This is a genomic window from Stenotrophomonas sp. MH181796 (genome assembly GCF_009659995.1).
GTDB classification, from domain to species: Bacteria; Pseudomonadota; Gammaproteobacteria; order Xanthomonadales; family Xanthomonadaceae; genus Stenotrophomonas; species Stenotrophomonas riyadhensis.
The window spans coordinates 19,819-40,195 of sequence record NZ_RAHU01000008.1; the positions used below are offsets into that span (position 1 = coordinate 19,819).

At 68.8% G+C, this 20,377-nt stretch carries 16 protein-coding genes; 9 read left to right on the top strand and 7 right to left on the bottom strand.

Features of this window, described 5'->3' with window-relative positions; translation table 11 throughout:
• Positions 1-2 precede the first annotated feature (2 nt).
• Together D5301_RS19435 and D5301_RS19440 are read left to right on the top strand one after the other, a co-directional pair.
• Positions 3-2,042, top strand: a complete 2,040-nt coding sequence (locus D5301_RS19435; protein WP_153856620.1) for an FUSC family protein — start codon at positions 3-5, stop codon at positions 2,040-2,042.
• A gap of 93 nt (positions 2,043-2,135) precedes the next feature.
• Positions 2,136-2,534, top strand: coding sequence for a hypothetical protein (locus D5301_RS19440; protein ID WP_153856621.1), 399 nt, complete (start codon positions 2,136-2,138; stop codon positions 2,532-2,534).
• Positions 2,535-2,640: 106 nt separating this feature from the next.
• Here D5301_RS19440 and recD read toward each other — a convergent pair whose 3' ends face one another.
• The 3 genes from recD to recC are packed head-to-tail and all read right to left on the bottom strand — an operon-like array spanning position 2,641 to position 11,542.
• Positions 2,641-4,521: an exodeoxyribonuclease V subunit alpha gene (gene recD / locus D5301_RS19445; RefSeq protein WP_153856622.1), complete on the bottom strand. Its 1,881-nt coding sequence runs from the start codon at positions 4,519-4,521 to the stop codon at positions 2,641-2,643.
• Entirely contained in the window at positions 4,518-8,198 is a 3,681-nt protein-coding gene (gene recB / locus D5301_RS19450; protein WP_153856623.1) for an exodeoxyribonuclease V subunit beta, read from the bottom strand. The genes recD and recB overlap by 4 nt, the downstream gene beginning before the upstream one ends.
• Positions 8,195-11,542 carry an exodeoxyribonuclease V subunit gamma gene (recC, locus tag D5301_RS19455; protein ID WP_153856624.1) on the bottom strand — a complete coding sequence of 1,116 codons (3,348 nt, stop codon included), beginning with the start codon at positions 11,540-11,542 and terminating at the stop codon, positions 8,195-8,197. Before recC ends, recB begins: the two co-directional genes overlap by 4 nt.
• 189 nt (positions 11,543-11,731) lie before the next feature.
• Here recC and D5301_RS19460 point away from each other — a divergent pair, with 189 nt between their 5' ends.
• From D5301_RS19460 to D5301_RS19485, 6 genes are read left to right on the top strand one after another with little or no spacing between them, the layout of a single operon-like run.
• The gene (locus D5301_RS19460; protein WP_153856625.1) at positions 11,732-12,520 is read left to right on the top strand and encodes an ATP-binding cassette domain-containing protein; all 789 of its coding nucleotides are present in this window, start codon (positions 11,732-11,734) and stop codon (positions 12,518-12,520) included.
• Entirely contained in the window at positions 12,520-13,269 is a 750-nt protein-coding gene (locus D5301_RS19465) for an MlaE family lipid ABC transporter permease subunit (RefSeq protein WP_005414955.1), read from the top strand. The genes D5301_RS19460 and D5301_RS19465 overlap by 1 nt, the downstream gene beginning before the upstream one ends.
• 59 nt (positions 13,270-13,328) lie before the next feature.
• Positions 13,329-13,853 carry an outer membrane lipid asymmetry maintenance protein MlaD gene (mlaD, locus tag D5301_RS19470; protein WP_153856626.1) on the top strand — a complete coding sequence of 175 codons (525 nt, stop codon included), beginning with the start codon at positions 13,329-13,331 and terminating at the stop codon, positions 13,851-13,853.
• Positions 13,850-14,512: an ABC transporter substrate-binding protein gene (locus D5301_RS19475; protein WP_088028135.1), complete on the top strand. Its 663-nt coding sequence runs from the start codon at positions 13,850-13,852 to the stop codon at positions 14,510-14,512. Before mlaD ends, D5301_RS19475 begins: the two co-directional genes overlap by 4 nt.
• Entirely contained in the window at positions 14,502-14,813 is a 312-nt protein-coding gene (locus tag D5301_RS19480) for an STAS domain-containing protein (RefSeq protein ID WP_008266246.1), read from the top strand. Before D5301_RS19475 ends, D5301_RS19480 begins: the two co-directional genes overlap by 11 nt.
• A 1-nt stretch (position 14,814) precedes the next feature.
• Entirely contained in the window at positions 14,815-15,831 is a 1,017-nt protein-coding gene (locus tag D5301_RS19485) for a VacJ family lipoprotein (RefSeq protein WP_153856627.1), read from the top strand.
• A gap of 107 nt (positions 15,832-15,938) precedes the next feature.
• On the opposite strand, the gene D5301_RS19490 is transcribed toward D5301_RS19485, so the two are convergent.
• The 3 genes from D5301_RS19490 to rmuC all read right to left on the bottom strand — a co-directional run bounded on the left by D5301_RS19490 (position 15,939) and on the right by rmuC (position 18,642).
• Positions 15,939-16,484 carry a glutathione peroxidase gene (locus D5301_RS19490; protein ID WP_324187359.1) on the bottom strand — a complete coding sequence of 182 codons (546 nt, stop codon included), beginning with the start codon at positions 16,482-16,484 and terminating at the stop codon, positions 15,939-15,941.
• A 137-nt stretch (positions 16,485-16,621) separates the two neighbouring features.
• Positions 16,622-17,020, bottom strand: a complete 399-nt coding sequence (locus D5301_RS19495) for a hypothetical protein (RefSeq protein WP_153856628.1) — start codon at positions 17,018-17,020, stop codon at positions 16,622-16,624.
• Between the two features lie 71 nt (positions 17,021-17,091).
• On the bottom strand, positions 17,092-18,642 hold the full coding sequence (rmuC, locus tag D5301_RS19500) for a DNA recombination protein RmuC (RefSeq protein ID WP_110714217.1): 1,551 nt from the start codon (positions 18,640-18,642) through the stop codon (positions 17,092-17,094).
• A gap of 45 nt (positions 18,643-18,687) precedes the next feature.
• Between rmuC and D5301_RS19505 the strand changes: the two genes are divergently transcribed.
• Complete coding sequence (locus tag D5301_RS19505) at positions 18,688-19,293, top strand: glutathione S-transferase N-terminal domain-containing protein (protein WP_153856629.1); 606 nt, start codon at positions 18,688-18,690, stop codon at positions 19,291-19,293.
• A 67-nt stretch (positions 19,294-19,360) separates the two neighbouring features.
• Here D5301_RS19505 and D5301_RS19510 read toward each other — a convergent pair whose 3' ends face one another.
• Positions 19,361-20,368: a zinc-binding alcohol dehydrogenase family protein gene (locus D5301_RS19510; protein WP_153856630.1), complete on the bottom strand. Its 1,008-nt coding sequence runs from the start codon at positions 20,366-20,368 to the stop codon at positions 19,361-19,363.
• Positions 20,369-20,377 lie beyond the last annotated feature (9 nt).

Consider the following 20,377-nt stretch of genomic DNA (forward strand, 5'->3'; position numbering starts at 1 on the left):
CCATGAACGCGCTGACCGACCGCCAGGCCTGGCTGTTCTCGATCAAGACCTACCTGGCCGCGGTGGCCGCGCTGTACATCGCCATGGCCGGCAACCTGTCGCGCCCGTACTGGGCGATGGGCACGGTGTACATCGTCAGCCAGCCGCTGCTGGGCCCGACCCGGGCCAAGGGCGTGTACCGCATCGTCGGCACCCTGGTGGCCGGCCTGGCCACCCTGCTGGTGCTGCCGGCGCTGGTGGAGACGCCGCTGGTGCTGAGCGCGGCGATGTCGATCTGGCTGGCCGGCTGCCTGTTCATGGCCCTGCTCAACCGCGGGCCGCGCGGCTACGCCTTCCTGCTGGCCGGCTACACCACCGCCTTCATCGGCTTCCCGGCCGTGACCTCGCCGGAAACCATCTTCGACACGGTGGTGGCACGCAGCGAGGAGATCATCCTCGGCACGGTGGTGGCGGTGCTGTTCGCGTCGCTGCTGTTCCCGGCCTCGGTACGCCCGATGCTGCGGGCGCGCATCGGCAACTGGATGGAGGACGCCGCGCAGTGGTGCCGGCAGATCCTTGAACGTGGCCGCGCGCATGCGCCGCGCAACCGGCTGGCCGCCGACCTGGTGCAGTTCGAGGCGCTGATCGAGTTCCTGCGCCGCGATGATCCGCGCCATGCCGGTTCGGCGGTGTCGATGGAGCGCCTGCGCGAGCGCATGCTGCTGCTGTTGCCGGTGCTGTCCTCGATTGCCGACCGCCTGAGCGCGTTGCGCAGCGATGGCCAGGCCCTGCCGGAAGGGCTGCCGGCGCTGGTCGATGACATCCACGACTGGCTGGACGGGCCGACCAACGCCAGCGAGTACGCCCGCCTGCGCGCGCGCATCAGCGCACTGAAGCCGCAGGTGGACCGCGACCTGCAGCACCTGCAGCTGGCCAGCCTGCTGCTGCGCCTGGAGGAACTGGTGGACCTGTGGCAGGACTGCCGCACGCTGCAGCACGCGATCGACCACGGCACCGCGCCGCTGGACCGCGCGCACTACCGCATCCGCACCGAACGCGTGGCCGCCGACAAGCACGTCGACTACGGCATGGCGCTGTTCTCCGCGCTCAGTGCCGGCGTGGCGCTGATGAGCTACTGCGTGCTGTGGATCGCGCTGGGTTGGGAAGGTGGTGGCAACGGCGCGATGATGGCCGCGGTGACCGCTGCATTCTTCGCCGCGCAGGACGACCCGGCACCGAGCATGGTGTCGTTCCTGGTGTGGGCGATGGTCGCCTCGGTGGTGGCCGGTGTGTATCTGTTCGGTGTGTTCCCGGCGGTGCACGACTTCGGCCTGCTGGCGCTGGTGCTGGCAGTGGTGTTCCTGCCGCTGGGCTTGATGCTGCACCATCCGAAGAGCGCGCTGTTCGCGCTGCCGCTGACGGTGAACCTGGCAGCGCTGCTGAGCTTGCAGAACACCTACAGCGCCAACATCCAGACCTTCCTCAACTCGTCGATCGCGATGTTCATCGGCATTGGCTTTGCGGTGGTGATGACCCGCCTGTTCCGTTCGGTGGGTGCCGAGTGGACCGCACGCCGCCTGGTGCGGCAGGGCTGGACCACGCTGGCCGAGGCCGCCGAAGGCCGTGGCCAGCAGGACCGCCAGCGCTTCGCCGCACGCATGCTCGACCTGCTGGGCCTGCTCGCACCGCGCCTGGCAGCGACGCCCGAGGGCAGCGACATCGCCTCGGTGGATATGCTCAACGAGGCGCGCATCGGCCTGAACATCCTGCAGTTGCGTCGCGCACGGCTGGAACTGCCCGAACGCAGCCGCGAAGCAGTCGAGCACATCCTGGAAGAGATCGCCGTGCACTACCGCCGGCAGATCGCTGCGCGCAAACCGATTGTGGCCGCCGAAGCGCTGCGCGAGCGGCTGGATACCTCGCTGGGCCGGGTCGGCAGCGTGGCCGCCTGCAAGGCGCGCGACGAGGCGCTGATGGGCCTGATCGGCCTGCGCTTCGCGCTGTTCCCGGAGGCCAAGGCATTGGCACCGGGGCTGGCGATGAGTGCGGCGACGCAGCCGTAGCGCGCTACCCTGTGCGTCCACAGACTCCGCGCAGGGGTCGGATCCTTCGCCCCCGGCGAAGGCTCTGACCCCCGCTCAGCACAGGAAGCTCCAATGAGTTACGACATGATGGTGTTCGAGGCCAGTGCGGCCCCGCGCGAGGCGGCGGCCTTCATCGCCTGGTTTGAGAAGCAGACGCAGTGGAACGAGCGCCACGAGTACGACGACCCGGCCGTCAGCAGTCCCGCGTTGCAGGCGTGGTTCGCGGAGATGGCGCAGGAGTTCCCGCCGATGAACGGGCCGTTGAGCAATGACGACGATGATCGTGCCGAGGTGACCGAGTACAGCATCGGTAGTCAGGTGATCTACGGTGCATTCGCCTATTCGGTGGCCGAGCGCGCGCATTGCCGCGTGCAGGATCTGGCCGAGAAGCACGGCGTGGGCTTCTTCGACGTGAGTGCTGATGAAGCGGCCATCGTGTTCCCGGATGGGTTGGTACTGATCGCTGAATGACGTAGGGTCGTATCCCTCCCGGAGGGAGGGCTCTGACCCGGAGCATGCGTGCCTCGGCGACGAGGGTCAGAGCCCGCTCCCGTTGGGAACGGGATCCGACCCCGTTTCAGAACAACGTGCCCTGCACCGTGGGCTGTTCAATGCGCGCCGGTGCTTCGGCCACTGCTTCCGCACCCAGCCGCCAGGCCAGACCACCCAAGCGGCTGGCGTGGCGCTTCAATGCGGCCTGCAGCACATCGGCGCTGCCGGCCACATGCAGCACCTGGCGGGCGCGGGTCAGGCCGGTGTAGACCAGTTCGCGTGACAGCACGCGGCTGTCCTGGCGCGGCAGCTGCAGCCACACTTCGTCGAACTCCGAACCCTGCGCCTTGTGCACGGTCATCGCGAAGGCGCTTTCGTGCGCGGGCAGTGCCGCCGGGTGGAAGGCGCGCGGCTGGTCAACGGTATCTCCTGGGAACCAGGCCACCATCGCGCCGCTGCCATCGCGCAGGCAGATGCCGATATCGCCGTTGAACAGGCGATGACGGTAGCTGTTCTCGGTGACCAGCAGCAGCCGGCCCTGGAAATAGCCCGGCGCATTGCCGGCCAGCAGCTGTTCAATGCGGCTGTTGAGCCCGCGTGCGCCCTGCGGGCCTTCGCGCAGTGCGGTCAGCACGCGCAGGCGCCCGGCCTGCTGCAGCGCCCGTACCGGATCGGCGGCGTCGGCCAGTGCACGCCAATGGCCCAGCAGGTGCTCGCGCTGGCCACGCAGCGGATCGGCTTCGCCTTCGTGGAAATGCACGCCGGCCAGTTCACCACTGCGCAGCAGCTGCAGCGCGGTGCTGCTGTCGCCCTCGCGCACGGCATGGGCCAGCGGTGCCAGGTCCAGCGCATTGCTCTGCCGGTAGCCGCGCTGCAGCTGTACGCGACGGCCGGCGAAGGCGCGTGGTGCGGCCTGTGGCTGCAAGGTGGCCGGCGCCAGCAGGCCATACAGCGCCTGCGCATCGTCGGCGCGGGTGCCGATGCCATCACCGCTTGCACGCAGGATCGCGCTGAGCACGTCGCCCGCCTCCACCGACGGCAGCTGATCGGGGTCGCCGAGCAGGATCAGCCGGGTGCCACTGGCGATCGCATCGACCAGCTTGGCCATCATCGGCAGATCGATCATCGAGGCTTCGTCGACTACGACCACGTCCACCGGCAGCGGATTGTCGGCGTGGTGACGGAAGCGCGGTGAATCAGGAATCACCCCGAGCAGGCGATGCAGGGTGGTGCCGGTACTGGGCAGCGCCGCGCACAGCGCCGGGTCCAGTCCTTGTTCCTGCAGGCGTTGCACAGCCACACGCAGGCTCTCGGCCATGCGCTCGGCGGCGCGCCCGGTGGGCGCGGCCAATGCCACCTCAGGCAGCGGCTGGCCGGCGTGCCCGGCCTGCGCGGCCAGCAGCAGCAACAGGCGCGCGATGGTGGTGGTCTTGCCGGTGCCGGGGCCGCCGGTGACCAGTGCCAGCGGATGGCGCAGGGTCACGCCGGCAGCGCGTGCCTGGTGATCCTCGCTGCCCGATGCCTGCGGGAACAGCTGCGCGAACAACGGTGCCAGCGCCGCCATATCCGGCGCCGGCAGCGGATGCCGGCCGATACGCTGCAGGCCGGCCGCCAGCTGACGCTCGTACTCGCGGTAGCGGCGCAGGTAGAGCAGGCCGTTTTCCAGCACCAGCGGCGCATCCTCGGCGATGGCATCGGCCTGCTCGGGTGTCGCGACCCACGGCGATGCGCGCAACTGTGCCAGCCAGTCCTGTGCGGCAGGCCACTCGGATACGCCTTCCAGCAACCGCTGCGGTTGCGCCGGATCGAACGCAGCATGGCCTTGCGATACCGCCAGCGACGCAAGCGCGGCCGCCAACGCCACGCTCTCGGGCGTGTCGTCGCGCAGCCGCTGCAGGCTGGTCGCCAGTGCATGGTCGAGGGTGCGCAGCAGGCCCTTCTGGTGCAGTTCCTTCAGCAGGCTCATGCACTGGCTCCACGGGCACGCGCGGCCAGTTCGGCCTGGGCCTGTTCGCCACCGGCGAACAACGCATCCAGGGCATCCACCAGCGCCAACGGAAAGCGGTCCACATGCACACCGTTGCCGGCGGCATCCAGGCCGCGGCAGAACAGGTAGCGGATGCCGCCCATGTCGCGCTCGTAGTCGTAGGCCGCACCCAGGCGGAAACGCAGCCAGCGATGCAGGGCCACGGTGTAGATCAGTGCCTGCAGGTCGTACTCGCTGTGGCGCATGGCAATGGCCAGCAGGTCCGGGCTGTAACCGGGCAGGCGGTTGGACTTGTAGTCGAGCACGTACCAGCGCCCGTCGCGCACGTAGGTCAGGTCGATCATGCCGGTCATCAGCCCTTCCAACCGGCGGCGCTGGCCGAAGCCGCGTCGCGTGCTGGAAACACCGTGCGCATGCAGCACCTGCAGCAGCGCCGGCACCGTGGTCGGCTCGATGGCGAAATGGAAGTCGATTTCCGCGCGACGCTCGCCTTCACCCAGGCTGTGCAGCGCGCCGCCTTCGGGTAGCGGCACGGTAAGCGTGTGGCCGACCAGCGGCACCAGTACGGCCACGCCATCGTCCAGATCGACGTCGGCATAGCCTTCGTCGTGCAGTGCCTTGCGCAGCACCTCGGCCTGGCCCTCAGGGGCTTGCAGGCCTGGCTGCCAGTCACCCCATGCGGCGAAGTCGACGTTCTCCATCGCTTCGTGCAGCACGTTGCCGAAGCGACTGCCCATGAAGCGCGGGTCGACAGGTGTGCTGTCTTCGGCCGCCGCAGCGGGTTCCGGCAGTGCCGGTTCCAGCGGCAGTTCCGGGCCCGCGGGTTCATCGGCGGCGGGCGCCGGCAGCTCGGTAGCGGCGGCTTCGATATCACTGTCAGCGCCCGCATCGGCATGCGCCAGCTGGGTGAAGCTGTACACCCACCAGTCGTGCGGGACGCGCCGGGTCAGGGCACGCACCGCCGGAAGGTCACCTTCCACTTCGGCCGCCAGCTGCGGCAGCGCGGCCGCTGTCTCGCTGTCATCGATGTGCACGTCGGCATGCGCGCGCAGCGCCTGCAGGTCGCCCAGCAACGGCGCCAGCCGTGTCCTGCCGAGCCCGGCCAGATCACCCACGGCGATCCACAACGCGTGTTCGGCACGGGTCAGGCCGACATACAGCAGGCGCGCATCCTCGGCGCGCTGCTCGCGCTCACGTTGGCTGCTGGCCGCTTCCCAGGCCTCATCCTTGTCCAGCTTCCAGTGCAGCTGGCGCTGGCCGCCGACGTGCACGGTGCAGTGCGAGGCGGTGTTCGGTGCGCCGCCGTCGATGCCGACGAAGGGCAGGAACACCAGCGGGTACTCCAGGCCCTTGCTCTTGTGCAGGGTGATGATCTGCACGCGGCGCGCATCCGATTCCAGGCGCAGCAGCTGCTGCTCGTCATCCTGGTCGGCGCTGGCCATCTGCCCCTGCAGCCAGTCCAGCAGGCCATGCATGCCCAGCGCCTGCGCCGAGGCTTCCTGCAGGAGTTCACCCAGCTGCAGGTAATTGGTCAGGCGGCGCTCGCCATCGATCAGCGCCAGCAGACGTTCGCCCTGCGCAGCACAGACATCGGCGATCACCGCGAACGGTCCACCGCGCTGCCAACGCTCGCGCCAGTGCAGCAGCTGCGCCTGGAACTCGCGTTGCAGGTCGCCCTCGCGCTCCATCGCGGCGATCGCACTTGCCCGCTTGCCAAGCAGCACGGTGGCCAGCACCGCACGCAAGCGGCCTTCGTCGGCCGGTTGCAGCAGCGCCAGCAGCAGCGCGCGCAGATCACGCGCTTCGCTGGTGGCGAACAGGCTCTGCTTGCCGGCCGCCACGGCGGGAATGCCGACCGCGGCCAGCGCGCGCTGCACCAGCGTCGCCTCGCGATGCGAGCGCACCAGCACCGCGATGTCACCGGGCTGCACCGGGCGCCCACGCAACACGGCATTGCCCGCACGCGCCTCGACCAGGATCTGGTGAATCGCAGCCACGCAGGCCTGGGTCGCGGCCTCACGCGAGGCGTCGGCGCTCATCGCCTTGTCACCGCCACTGCGCAGCACGCGCAGGGTAAGTGCCGTGGCGGCATGGCCGTCGCGCTGGTAGTCCTCGTCGATGCGCACGCCACCGGGCCGCACCGGCTCGAACTGGATGTCGCGCTCGAGGAAGGCGTCTTCGCCACCGTTGTCGTACAGCGCCTGCAACGCGCGCAATACAGCCGGTCGCGAGCGGAAGTTCTGGTCCAGCACCGGCGCCTGCTGCGCCACCTGCTTGGCCTTCAGGTAGGTGTGGATATCACCGCCGCGGAAACCGTAGATCGCCTGCTTGGGGTCGCCGATCAGGAACAGCGCCGGCGCCAGGCCGAGTTCGCGCACCTCCGGCGAATCGCCGAACACGGTGTGGAAGATGCCCCACTGGCGATCGTCGGTGTCCTGGAACTCATCGACCAGCGCGATGCGGTACTGCGCACGCAGTTGCTTGACCAGCATCAGCCGCTGCGGGCCTTCCAGGGCGAGCGCTACGCCATCGATCAGATCGTCGTATGTCTGTACCCGGCGCGCGCGCTTCAGCGCCTGCAGGCGCTGCGTGGCTTCGGCGCGAAGCGTGTGCAGGAAATTCAGCGCGGTACCACGCAACCAGGCATCGCGTTCGGCCAGCAGCGCGACATAGCGCGCCAACGGCGCCTGCAATGGCGACGACGGCGTGCGGTCGGGGAACTTCTTGTTGGTCTTGTCGGCCAGCACCTCCGGCAGCAGCGCCGGCAGGCGCTCGCCGGCCAGCAGCTCGCGCGGGTCGGCGTGCTCGGCCCAGGCCAGCAGCTGGCGGCCCAGAGGGTGCAGCCAGCCCAGCTTGTAGGACACGCCATTGATCCACTTGTTGTCGACGGCATCGCAGAGGTCGATGAAGAACTGCTCGCCATGTTCGCGCACGCTTGCGGACAGTGCCTCGGCCGCGCTCTGCAGCGCCGCGTGTGGATCAGCCAACGTCACCGGCTGTGGCAACGGGTGCAGTGGCGGCGTGCCCAGCAGCGCGCGCAGATCGGCGGCCAGCGCGTCCGGGTTGGACCACAACCAGGTCAGCGGCTCCAATGTGGCCGGGTCATTGGCATGCACCCGCCACAGATCAGCGGCCAGCTCCTCCAGCAGTTCACGATCGCTGGCCAGCAGTTCCGGCGGATCAAAGGTGTGGCCGCTTTCCAGCGCATGCTCGCGCAGCACGCGGGTGCAGAAGCCGTGGATGGTGAAGATGGACGCCAGGTCGATTTCGTCGGCAGCCACCTGCAGGCGGCGCTTCAATGCAGCGGCGCTCTCGGAGCCGCCCTGCAGATGACGCTGCAGCACGTCGCGGGTCAGTCTCGCGTCGGGTGCTTCACCCTCGGCCGGTTCCAGATCGACCAGGCGCGCGGCCAACGCCAGGCGCTCACGGATGCGCTTGCGCAGTTCCTGGGTGGCAGCGTCGGTGAAGGTCACCGCCAGGATCTGGCCGATGCGCAGGCCCTGCTCCACCACCAGGCGGGTGAACAGCGTCGCCAGGGTGAAGGTCTTGCCGGTACCGGCGCTGGCCTCGATCAGGCGGATGCCATCCAGCGGCAGGGCCAGGTAGGGATCGCCCGCCATGCGCTGGGTTTCCTCATCTGCGATGGCGGGGGTCATGCGCTGCCCTCCTGGCTGGTGTCGGCGCCAAGGGCGCGGCCTTCACGCACCGCACTGAAGACCAGCTGGCTGTTGCGCAGCAGGTCGGCATAGCTGGCGTCGGTGGCAAACGGGTCGGCACCGCGCAACAGCAGCTGCCAGGCGTCGCTGCTGGATTCGCCCCAGCTGCGGTCGCTGCCATGCCACTGCTTCCAGCCTTCGCTGCGTTGTTTTTCTGCCGGCGCGTTGTACAGCACCCAGCCGGTGTACGGGGCAAAGCGCAGCGGCTCGCGCAGGCCACGCTGGCGCAGCTGCAGCAGTGCACGCAGTGCGGCGCGTGCAGCGGGAGCGCTCAGTGCCGGCAGCACATGCGGGCCGGGACCGGCGTCACCGCCATCGTGGAACTGCACCAGCGGCAGCGCATCGCCGGCGGCGTTGGCCAGCAGCCAGTCCAGGCCCTGGCGGATCACCGCATTGCCATTGAGGGTACCGGCGCGCAGGCGCACCAGGCCCTCGGGATGCCGATCGGCCACGCGGCCATGCAGGCGCACGCCGTCGATGTCCACTTCGTAGCGACGGCTTTCCAGCGGTTCGCCCTGCATCCAGCCCAGCAACGCACTGGCATACGGACGGGTCTTCAACTGCTCCACCTCGAACTGGCGCTCGCCCAATGGGCCCGACGGCAGCAGGCCACGCGCGCGCAGCCGCGGGTACAACGGCTCGGTATCGCCGCTGAGCGTGGCGCGCACCACCGCCGCCTGTACGCTGCGCTTCTCCGGCCCGCGCGAGGACAGCACCAGCGGTTCCAGGTCATCGACGTCCTCGACATCGTCGGCCAGGCGCAGGCCCAGCGACTGTGCGAGGAACTGCCCGGCCGGGTCGCACAGGAAGCGGCGCAGGGTATCGAGTGCGACGTCGTCTTCCACCGCATCGTCGAGCGGCGGCGGCAAGGGGGCATCGAACCACGGCTGCAGGCCCCCACGCTGGCCGGTGAGGCGACCGGCGGCCGGATGCCATTGGCGGCGATAGCTGAAGCGGCGTGGATCGCCGTCACCGAACGCGGCTGGCGAGAACGGCTGCAGTGCGTGGCGCACGGTGAAGTCGCGGACCACCGCAGGCGGATCGAGGTGATACGTGGCGGCGGCATCGATCAGTTCACTGACCAGCACCGACGGCTCGCGCACGCTGCCATCGCGCGGATCGGCACCGAGGTAGCTGAGGTAGAACACCTCCTGCGCGGCGGCGAACAGCTGCAGGAACAGGAAACGATCGTCTTCGCGGGTGGAGCGGTCGCCCGGACGGCGGCGCGGCGTGTCCAGCTCGGCGGTGAGCTGGTTGAGACCGGCCGCCGGGTCACGGCGCGGGAAATCGCCATCATTGAGACCGAGCACGCAGATCACCCGGAACGGCAGCAGGCGCATCGGCACCATGCGGCCGAAGCTGATGCCACCCGTCAGCAGCGGTGCGCGCGTATCCGCCTCGCCCAGCGCGCCGGCGAAGTGCGCGCGCACCACCTCCGGCGGCACCCCGTCCGCGAAACCGGCCTTGGCGGCATCATCGGCGAACTGGTTGAGTAGCTTGCGCAGGCGCTCCAGGGCGCGCTGGCTGTTGGGCGAGCTGGGCGCAGTCGGCAGCAGCGCGTCCAGCAGCGACAGCAGGCGTTGCCGCCACTGCGCCGGGGTCAGCAGCTCACCGAGGCGGCGCTGGTAGACCGCCAATACGCGCAACAGGCGCAGCAGCCGGTCCAGCGCTTCCAATGCGCCGCCCTCCAGCTCGATCCACGGTGCGACACCGGCCAGATCGGCCTCGCTGCCGGTCGCGTGACCGAGCACCAGGCGGTCCAGCGCGAACTGCCAGGTGTAGGCGTCGTCGGCCGGTGCCTGGTGCTGGTTGCGGTGCTTCGCATCCAGGCCCCAGCGTGCGCCCGCCTGCTGCAACCAGCCATGCAAGCGGTCGAAGTCCACCGCTTCCAGACCGGCCGCTTCGGCCAGCGGTGCACTGGCCAGCAGGTCCAGCACTTCGTTCAAGCCAAAGCGCGAGACCGGCAGGCCCAGCAGGTGCACGAACACATCGGCCAGCGGTTCACCGGCCAGCGGGCTGCTGTCGGCCAGCGCATAGGGGATGTGCTCCTCCTCACCCCCACGTCCGCCGAACACCGCCTCCAGGTATGGCACGTAGGGATCGATGTCCGGCGCCAGCACCGCGATCTCGCGCGCCTGCAGCGGCGGGTCGAAGCGCGGGTCCTGCAGCAGGCTGCGCAGCTGGTCGTGCAGCACCTGCAGTTCGCGCAGGCGGGTATGGCAGGCGTGTACCTGCAGGCTGGGATCGTCGCTGCGCAGCCCGTCACGCAGCTCGCCGGAGGGCAGTGCGCGGCGGTGGAACAGGTCACGCTGCAGGCGATGCAGCAGGCTGTCGGACAGGCCGCCTTCATCCAGGGTCGGGCGGGTGTCCTCCTCCGGATCGGAATAGGCGGCGATCTCGCCAGCAGGGTGCACCACCTCGTAGCTGCCCAGCACCGCCATGAAGTCGCGGCCGGCTGCGCCCCAGGCTTCCAGCAGGCGGTTTTCGCCGGCTGCTTCGCCGAAGGGATCGGGCGCGCCGCTGCGCAGGCGCTCGGCCAGTGTCTGCAGGTCACCCCAGTACGACTGCACCGGGGTGGGCATATAGAAGTGCAGCTCGCCCACCCGCGCCTGGGTGGCCATCACCCGCAGCACGTCGGGCGAGATGTTGAGCGTCGCGAACGCAGACATGCGCGGCGGCAAGCCCTGTGGCAACGGCTGGCCGGCCCCTTCGAAACGCTCCAGGTATTCCTGGATGCGGCGCGCGCGATAGTCGTGGCCGTGGGTGATGGTGCGCCACAGGATCGCCTGCGGATCGGCCGGATCGGCACCGGCCGCCCAGCGCAGCAGCCAATCGCGGCGCCATGCCTGGTACTTCTCGAACACCGAGGCCAGCTCGCCGGCCAGCGCCCACGGCTTCAATGCGTCATCGCCGGCAAGATAGGACTGCAGCGCGCGCATCGGTGGCTGCGCCAGCAACGCCGGGTCGCACAGGGCCTGGTACAGCTTCCAGTGCAGGCCGGCCGCGTCCAGGTCGTCCTGCTCGCCGCTGACGTTGGCCTTCAGTGCGCGGGCCACGAACTCGCCCGGGGTCAGGAATTCGAGGTTGGCGGCGACGCCGAATTCCGCGGCCAGTGTCGCTTGCAGCCAGCGGCGCATCGCCACCTGCGGGATCAGCACCACTTCCGGCGCCAGCAGTGGCTGCCCAGGTACGGGCGCGCGCACGTTGCGTGCCAGCAGCGCGGCCAGCACGTCCAGGGAATTGGAATGGTAGAGGCGGAAATCGCTGCCTGGGTCACTCATCATGCACAGTGTGCAGGACGGCAGGCAGTATTCAATGGTTGGCCCGCCAGCGGTACGGATTGTTCCGGGATGCCGGCCGATTGTCCCGGCCTGCGCCAGGACGTGTCGTGCAACAATACTGCACCGTCCAGTCTGCTTATGTTCAGCCGGCTGGCCCGATCCTTCGATGTCTAAAAAACGTTAATGGTGCCCATGTCGGCTTCCACCTCCAGTCTGGTGCAGTTATCCAACGTCCGCATCGACCGGAGCGGGCGCACGATCCTGCGCGACGTGTCGCTGCAGGTGCCCAAGGGCAGCATCACCGCCGTGCTCGGTCCATCCGGCAGCGGCAAGTCGACCCTGCTGGCGGCGCTGACCGGCGAACTGCGCCCGGTCGCTGGCGAGGTCACCCTGTTCGGCAAACCGATCCCGCATGACAGCGCCGCGCTGCTTGAAATGCGCAAGAGCGTGGGCGTGCTGCTGCAGGGCAATGGGCTGCTGACCGACCTGACCGTGGCGGAGAACGTCGCGCTGCCGCTGCGCACGCACACCCGCCTGCCGGCCGCCGTGCTGCGCCGGCTGGTGCAGATGAAGCTGCATTCGGTGGGCCTGCTGGCCGCCGCCGACGCCTGGCCGCGCGAGTTGTCCGGTGGCATGGCACGCCGCGTGGCGCTGGCCCGCGCACTGGCACTGGACCCGCCGCTGATGATCTACGACGAGCCGCTGACCGGGCTGGACCCGATCGCCTCCGGCGTGATCATGAGCCTGATCCAGCGCCTCAACCACAGCCTGGGCCTGACCAGCATCATCGTCAGCCACCACGTGCACGAGACCCTGCCGATCTGCGACCAGGTGATCGCGATCGCCAATGGCGGCATCGTGTTCCAGGGCACGCCCGAGGCGCTGCAGTCCAGCCAGGACCCGCTGCTGCGGCAGTTCCTGCACGGCCAGCCCGATGGCCCCATCCCGTTCGATGCCGCGCCGCGCGCGAGGGTCGCCTGATGCCGTTCGTCCAAGCCACCCGCTCGCTGGGTCGCGCCGGCCTGTTCTCGCTGACCGTGCTGCGCGGTTCGCTGCCAACCCGTGATTTCCTGGCCGAGCTGACCCGCGAGATCTACAAGATCGGTGCGCGCTCGTTGCCGATCATCGCCGTCGGCGGTGCCTTCGTCGGCCTGGTGCTGACCCTGCAGGGCTACCGCACGCTGACCACCTTCGGTGCGGCCGACGCGCTGTCGACCCTGCTCGGGCTGTCGCTGTACCGCGAGCTGGCGCCGGTGCTGACCGCGCTGCTGTTCATCGGCCGCGCCGGCAGTTCGATCGCCGCCGAACTCGGCCTGATGCGTGCCACCGACCAGATCAAGGCGCTTGAGCTGATGGCGATCGACCCGGTGGCCAAGGCGGTGGCGCCGCGCTTCTGGGCGGCGGTGCTGACCGTGCCGCTGCTGACCGGCATCTTCTGTTCGCTGGCGATCAGTGCCAGCTACTTCGAAGCGGTGCACGTGCTGGGCCTGGACAACGGCGTGTTCTGGTCGGCGCTGCGCAACAGCGTGGACTTCTGGGACGACTTCGGCGTGGCAATGCTGAAGTCGGCGATCTTCGGCGGCACTGCCGCGCTGGTTGCCGCCTATGTGGGTTTCCACGCCGAGCCCACCATTGAAGGCACTTCGGTGGCGACCACCCGTGCGGTGGTCAATGCTTCGCTGCTGGTGCTGATGTTCAACTTCGTGCTGTCGGCAATGTTGTTCACCTAACCCCTCCACCGGCGGTGCGCAGGCGCGCGCGGCCACAACGACTCGATCAGGTAATCCACATGGCCATCCGCGGTCCCAGACTCGAATTTTCCGTCGGCGCGTTCCTGTTGCTGGCCCTGGCCTCGCTGATGGTGCTGGCCGTGGCCTCGACCAACCAGCGCTGGAGCTGGGGCAGCGAAGGCTACGAGCTGAAGGCACGCTTCTCCCAGGTCGGCCAGCTGCGCAAGCAGGCGCCGGTGAAGATCGGCGGCGTCACTGTCGGCCAGGTCGCCGCGATCGACCTGGACCCGGTGAAGTTCGAGTCCATCGTCACCCTGCGCATGGACAGCAAGGTCAAGGACCTGCCGGCGGATACCTCGGCCGGCATCTTCACCAGTGGTTTGCTCGGCGAGAGCTATATCGGTCTGCAGCCGGGCGGTGATCCGGAGGTGCTGAAGGCCGGCGACGAGATCGTCTTCACCCAGCCGGCGGTGGACCTGATCCAGCTGGTCGGCAAGTACATGTTCAGTGGCGGCGCCGGTGGCGGCGCTGCTCAGAAGCCCAACGATGGCGCGCAGGCGCCTGCAACGGAACCGCAACCATGAAGATGAAACTGATCCCGGCCCTGCTCGCCTCGGCGCTGCTGGCAGCCACTCCGTTCCTGGCCCAGGCACAGGCCGCCGCTCCCGCCGCTGCCGCGACGCAGGGCCAGGCCGGCAAGGTGGTGATCGATGCCAGCAGCCGCATCCTGTCCACGCTGCAGCAGCGCAAGAGCGAGTTCACCAGCAACCCGGCCAGCCTGCGCAGCTACATCGACAGCGAGCTGACCCGCACCTTCGATCGCGACTACGCCGCGCGCCTGGTGCTGGGCCCGCACGCCCGTGGCGCCTCCGACGCCGACATCAAGCTGTTCGCCGATGCCATGGCCGACAGCCTGATGCAGCGCTACGGCTCGACCCTGCTCAACATCCAGGGCAAGCCGAGCTTCCGCCTGAAGGGTGAAAGCCCGCTGCCGGGCAACCGCGGCGTGCGCGTAAGCACCGAGCTGGTCCGCGCCGGCAACGAGCCGACCCCGGTCGAGTACTGGATGCGCAACGTGAACGGCCAGTGGAAGATCTTCGACGTCAACATCGAAGGCATCTCCTACGTGCAGACCTTCCGCAACCAGTTCGACACTCCGCTGCGCCAGAAGGGCATCAAGCAGGTGGCCACCGAGCTGCACAGCGGCAGCATGCAGGCCGGGCCCGCGGGCAATGGCAAGTAACGCACTGGCATTGCTAGAAGGCGACACCCTGCGCCTGCGCGGGGTGCTCGACCGTGCCGCGGTGATCGCGCTGTGGCCACAGCTGCAGGCGCTGCCGGCACAGCTGGCACGACTGGAACTGGGCGAGGTCGAGCGCGTGGACAGCGCCGGCCTGGCCCTGCTGGCCGAACTGGCGGCACGTGCACGCAAGGCCGGCCATCCGCTGGCGATCTCCGGCGCACCGGCCGGTTACAACGAGCTGAGCGCGGCCTACCGGCTGTCGCCCGACCTGGATTTCAACGCTACTTCTGCTGCGAGCTGACATGAACGTCGTACGCACTCTCCCCCTGATCGTCCTGGCCACCGCCCTGACCGCCTGTGCCGGCAAGCCCGCGCGCAGCGATGCGCCGGCGGCCAGCACCGTGGTCCCGGCCAGTGCCGCAACCGAGGCCCCGGCCGTGGTCGCCGACACCGGCACGGTTGACGCTGCACCGGTCGCCCCGGTGGCCAATCCGCCGGCCGCCACTGCATCTGCACCCGCCCCTGCGGCGGTCAGTGCCGAGGCTGACGCGGCGAAGACCGCAGCCGCCACCGCACCCGGCGGTGACGACGACTTCGATGCCCTCTACGGTGGTCCCGGCAACACCGGCAGTGCAGCGGCCTACGACCCGTGGGAACCGTTCAACCGCAAGGTGCACACCTTCAACAACGCGGTCGACCGTGGTATCGCCCGTCCGCTGGCCACCGCCTATACCCACGTGGTGCCACGCTTCGCGCGCACCGGCGTCAGCAACTTCTTCAGCAACCTGCGCGCACCGGTGACGATCACCAACCAGCTGCTGCAGGGCCGCGGTGCCGATGCCTGGGACAGCCTTGGCCGCTTCCTGATGAACAGCACGCTGGGTATCGGCGGCCTGTTCGATCCGGCCAGCAAGGCGATGGTGCCGCGTCGCAATGAGGACTTCGGCCAGACCCTGGGTGCCTGGGGCTGGCGTCGTTCGCGTTACGTGGAACTGCCGTTCTTCGGCCCTCGCACCGTGCGCGATGTGTTCGGCCTGGCCGGTGACATTCCGCTGTCGCCGATCCGCCGCATCGAAGAGGACAAGATCCGCATCGGCCTGCAGGGCCTGCAGCTGGTCGACACCCGCGCACAGCTGCTGGCGATCGACGACCTGCGTGACACCGCCGTGGACGAATACTCGCTGGTACGCGATGCGTGGATGCAGCGCCGCAACTACCAGATCGAGAACGATCTGCGCAGCAAGCGCGACCGTGGCCACGACGATGCCAATTCGCCGATCCCGGTCGATGCGATGCCGATGCCGCAGTGGACGCACTGAGTCCGGCCTGCAGCGCATGAAAAACCCCGCCTCGGCGGGGTTTTTCTTTTGTGGCCCTGAATGGGGTCGGAGCCCTTTCCCTAGGAAAGGGATCCGACCCCGACCGATCAGGCGGCCAGCGCTGCCTCGATGGCCTCGCGCAGGCGCGCGTCATCGGCAGCCACGTCCGGGGCGAAACGCGCGATGACCTTGCCGTCGCGGCCAACCAGGAACTTCTCGAAGTTCCACAGCACCGCCGGTGCTGCGTGGATCGGGATCTCCTTGCTGGCCAGGCGCTCGCGCAGCGGGCCTTCGCCGATCGACTGCGGCTGCGCGGCGGTCAGCTGCTGGTACAGCGGGTGGGTGTCGTCACCGGCCACGCTGATCTTGGAGAACAGCGGGAAGCTGACGTCGTAGGTGAGCTGGCAGAACTGCTGGATCTCCGCCTCGCTGCCCGGTTCCTGGCCGAGGAAGTTGTTGGCGGGGAAGCCCAGCACTTCCAGGCCCTGTGCGTGCTTTTCCGCATACAGCGCCTGCAGGCCTTCGTACTGCGGGGTCAGGCCACACTTGGAGGCGACGTTGACCAGCAGCAGCACCTTGCCCTGGTAGTCGGCAAGCGAGGACGGCTGGCCGTCGATGGTGGTGAGGGAAATGTCCTGGATCGAAGTGCTCACGCGGGGGCTCCGGCAACAGCGGGGAATGGCCCACCAGCATAGCGCCGCGCGATGCCGGTAGTGCCGGCCGCTGGCCGGCAATCATGCGACCGTTCGCAAGGGTTCATGAGGTTGCCGGCCAGCGGCCGGCACTACGATCAATCCACGCAGATCGTGCCCAGCGCCTTTCCATCCTCGATGCGCTGGCGGCAACCGAAGTTCTGGCTGGCGTCGCGCTGGCAGGTACCGGTGGCCGGACTGCCGGCGGCCACTTCGCCCGTGGCCAGGCACTGGCCGGTGCAGTCGCTTTTGCGGCTGCAGGCCTTGCCGGCGTCGGCATAGGGAATCACGCACTGCTCGCGCTGCAGGCGGCCGAGCCGCTGCAGGGTGCCGCCGGCGGCCTGGCAGTCGACGTCACGTGCTTCGCGGTAGGCCTCGGTGGCTTCGGGGCTGGTGCCTGCGGCAGGTGCCGCGGTCGTATCGGCAGCCGGTGGTGCGCTGCTGCAGGCGGCAAGCAGCGCGGTCAGGACAAGGCTGGTGAAGCGGCGCAGGTGCATGACGATACCTGATCGAGGCGGACAGGCCGCCAGCATACGCATCGGCGATGCAGGCGGCGTGTCAGCGTGGCTCAGGCCTCGTCGCCGTCACTGCCTTCGTCCTCGCCCGCCGCATCCCCCTCGGCAAGATCGCCGAGCAGCGACTGCGCCTGTTCCGACGCCAGCGACTCCACGCCGCGCAGGCGGCGTTCGATGGTGCGCGTCTTGCGGCTGGCCTCGCCGATGCTGCGGCCAACCGTGGTGATCTGCTTCTCGGCCTTCTCGAGAATGCCGGCAAACTTGCCGAACTCACTCTTCACCGCGCCCAGCAGGCTCCAAACCTCGCTGGAACGCTGCTCGATGGCCAGCGTGCGGAAGCCCATCTGCAGGCTGTTGAGCAGCGCGGTGACCGTAGTCGGCCCGGCCACCACCACGCGGTGCTCCCGCTGCAGCAGATCGACCAGGCCCGGGCGCCGGATCACTTCGGCATACAGGCCTTCGGTGGGCAGGAACATCACCGCGAAGTCGGTGGTGTGCGGCGGCGCAATGTACTTGTCGCAGATTGATTTGGCCTGCACGCGCACCGCGCGTTCAAGCTGGATGCCCTGCAGGCGTACGCCCTCGGCGTCGCCCTGTTCCTGCGCGTCCAGCAGGCGCTCGTAGTCTTCACGCGGGAACTTGGAGTCGATCGGCAGCCATACCGGCGTATCGTCGCTGCTGCGGCCCGGCAGGCGCACCGCGATATCGACCATCTCGCCACTATCCGGGCGCACCTTCACCGCACGCGCATACTGCTCCTGGGTGAGCGTCTGCTCGAGGATGTTCTCCAGTTGCACTTCACCCCAGCTGCCGCGGTTCTTGACGTTGGTCAGCACGCGCTTGAGGTCGCCGACGCCGGTGGCCAGCTGCTGCATCTCGCCGAGGCCGCGCTGGACCTGCTCCAGGCGCTCGGAAACCAACTTGAAGGAGTTGCCCAGCCGCGTTTCCAGCGTCGACTGCAGCTTCTCGTCCACGGTGTGGCGCATCTGCTCCAGCTTCTGCGCATTGTCGTTCTGCAGCGCGCGCAGCTGTTCTTCCAGCGTGGCACGCATCTCGGCGATGCGTTGCTCGTTGCGCTGGGTCAGCTCCTGCAGGCGCAGGCCCAGGTTCTCGGTCAGGCGCTGCTGCGATTGCGCGCCTTCCTCGCGGCCCTTGCGTGCATCGTCCACCAGGGTCTGGCGCAGCGCGCCGAGCTGGGTATCGGTACGCCCGGTGAGCTCCTGCAGCTGCTGGCCAAACGCATGGATGCGCGCTTCCTGCTGCTGGCCGAAGGTCTCCAGCTGGCCGCGCAGTTCCTGCAGCCGCTGCCCCATCAACGCGGCGCCCCGCTGCTGGCTCTCGGCCGCTTCTGCGCGCGCCTTGCGGGCATCTTCGCCCAGCGCTTCGCGCAGCAGGTCCAGACGCTGGTCGGTGCGGGTGGACAGATCGGTCAGCGCGCGGGCGAAGCCATCGAGCTGTTCGCGCAGCTCGCTGCGCCCGGCGCGCGCCTCCTCGCGCACGGCCTGTTCCAGGCGGTCATGCGGCGGGCGGCGCAGCAGGGCGACCAGTTGCAGGATGAGCACGGCCAATAGCAGGCCACCAATGAGCAGATATTCGGTTTGCATGGGGCAAGTGTAGGCTGGCCGAGTCTCAGCTGCTGCGTCAGGACCATGCTCGCTCTGTACGGAAAGCCCACCTCCATCAATGTGCGCAAGGTGCTGTGGCTGTGTGCCGGGCTGGACCTGCATGTACAGCACGAGCCTGCGCCACTGCCGGACATGCTGGCCACGCTGAACCCGAACCGGCAGGTGCCGGTGCTGCGCGATGGCGACTTCGTGCTGTGGGAGTCCAACAGCATCTGCCGCTACCTGGCCACACGCGGCGGACGCGAGGACCTGCTGCCCGCCACGGCGCAGGCCCGTGCACGGGTGGAGCAATGGATGGACTGGCAGGCCAGCGACCTCAACAGCGCCTGGCGCCATGTATTCATGGCGCGCGTGCGCCAGCATCCGGACTATCCGGATGACGCCCGCGCCGAGGCCAGCCTGGCGCAGTGGAACCGGCTGATGGGTGTGCTTGATGCACAGCTGGCCGCTACCAGCGGCCATGTGGCGGGCAACACCTTCACTCTGGCCGACATCGTGCTCGGGCTATCGACCCAACGCTGGCGCAGCACGCCCGGCCACAAGCCCGTGCTGCCACACCTCGCGGCGTGGTTCGAACGCCTGCGCCAGCAGCCCGGTTTCGCCGAACACGTCGACAACGGCGTGGCCTGAGGCAGAGGTCAGATCCCTTTCCCAACGGGAAAGGGATCTGACCCCGAGTGCGCGGGAACAACCTGCGTTACCAGCCTTCCAGCACGATCTTGCCCTTGGCGCGGTGGCTCTCCAGCAGCGCGTGGGCACGCCGCAGGTTGGCCGCGTCGATGCGCCCGAAGTGCTCGCCCAGGGTGGTCTGCAGCACGCCCATGTCGATCAGCTCGGCCACCCGGTTCAACAGGTCGTGCTGGCGCTGCATGTCGGCGGTCCTGTACAGCGGCCGGGTGAACATCGATTCCCAGTGCAGGGACAGGGCCTTGCGCTTGAGCGCCATCACATCGACCTGGCCGGGATCATCGATCAGGCCCAGCTGGCCCTGCGGCGCCAGCAGTTCCACGATCTGCGCGTAGTGCTGGTCGGAGTGGGTCAGGCTGGCCACGTGCTGTACCTCGCTGATGCCGAGCCGCGCCAGGCCCTCAGCCAGCGGCAGGCTGTGGTCGATCACATGGTGTGCACCCATTGCGTAGGCCCAGTCCTGGGTATCCGGACGCGAGGCGGTGCCGATCACCGTCAGTTTCGTCAGCTTCCGCGCCAGCTGCACCAGGATCGAACCGACACCGCCGGCAGCGCCGATCACCAGCAGGGTCTGGCCTTCGCCCCCGCCCTCGGGAATTCTCAGGCGGTCGAACAACAGCTCCCAGGCGGTGATCGCGGTCAGTGGCAGCGCGGCGGCGGCGGCGTCATCCAGACTGGCCGGCTTGCGGCCGACGCTGCGTTCGTCCACCAGCTGGTACTCGGCGTTGCTGCCCGGGCGATCGATGACGCCGGCGTAGTAGACCGCATCGCCGGGCTGGAACAGGGTCACCTCGCTGCCCACCGCGTCGACGATGCCGACCGCATCCCAGCCCAGCACGCGCGGGCCATCGGTGGCCACGCCGCGACGGACCTTGGTGTCGACCGGGTTCACCGCCACCGCACGTACCGCCACGCGCAGGTCACGCGGGCCGGGCAGCGGCAGCTCCAGTTCGATGTCGATCAGGGCCTGGGCATCATCGATCGGCAGGCCGGCTTGGGTGTAGGCAATGGCGCGCATGGCAGCGGT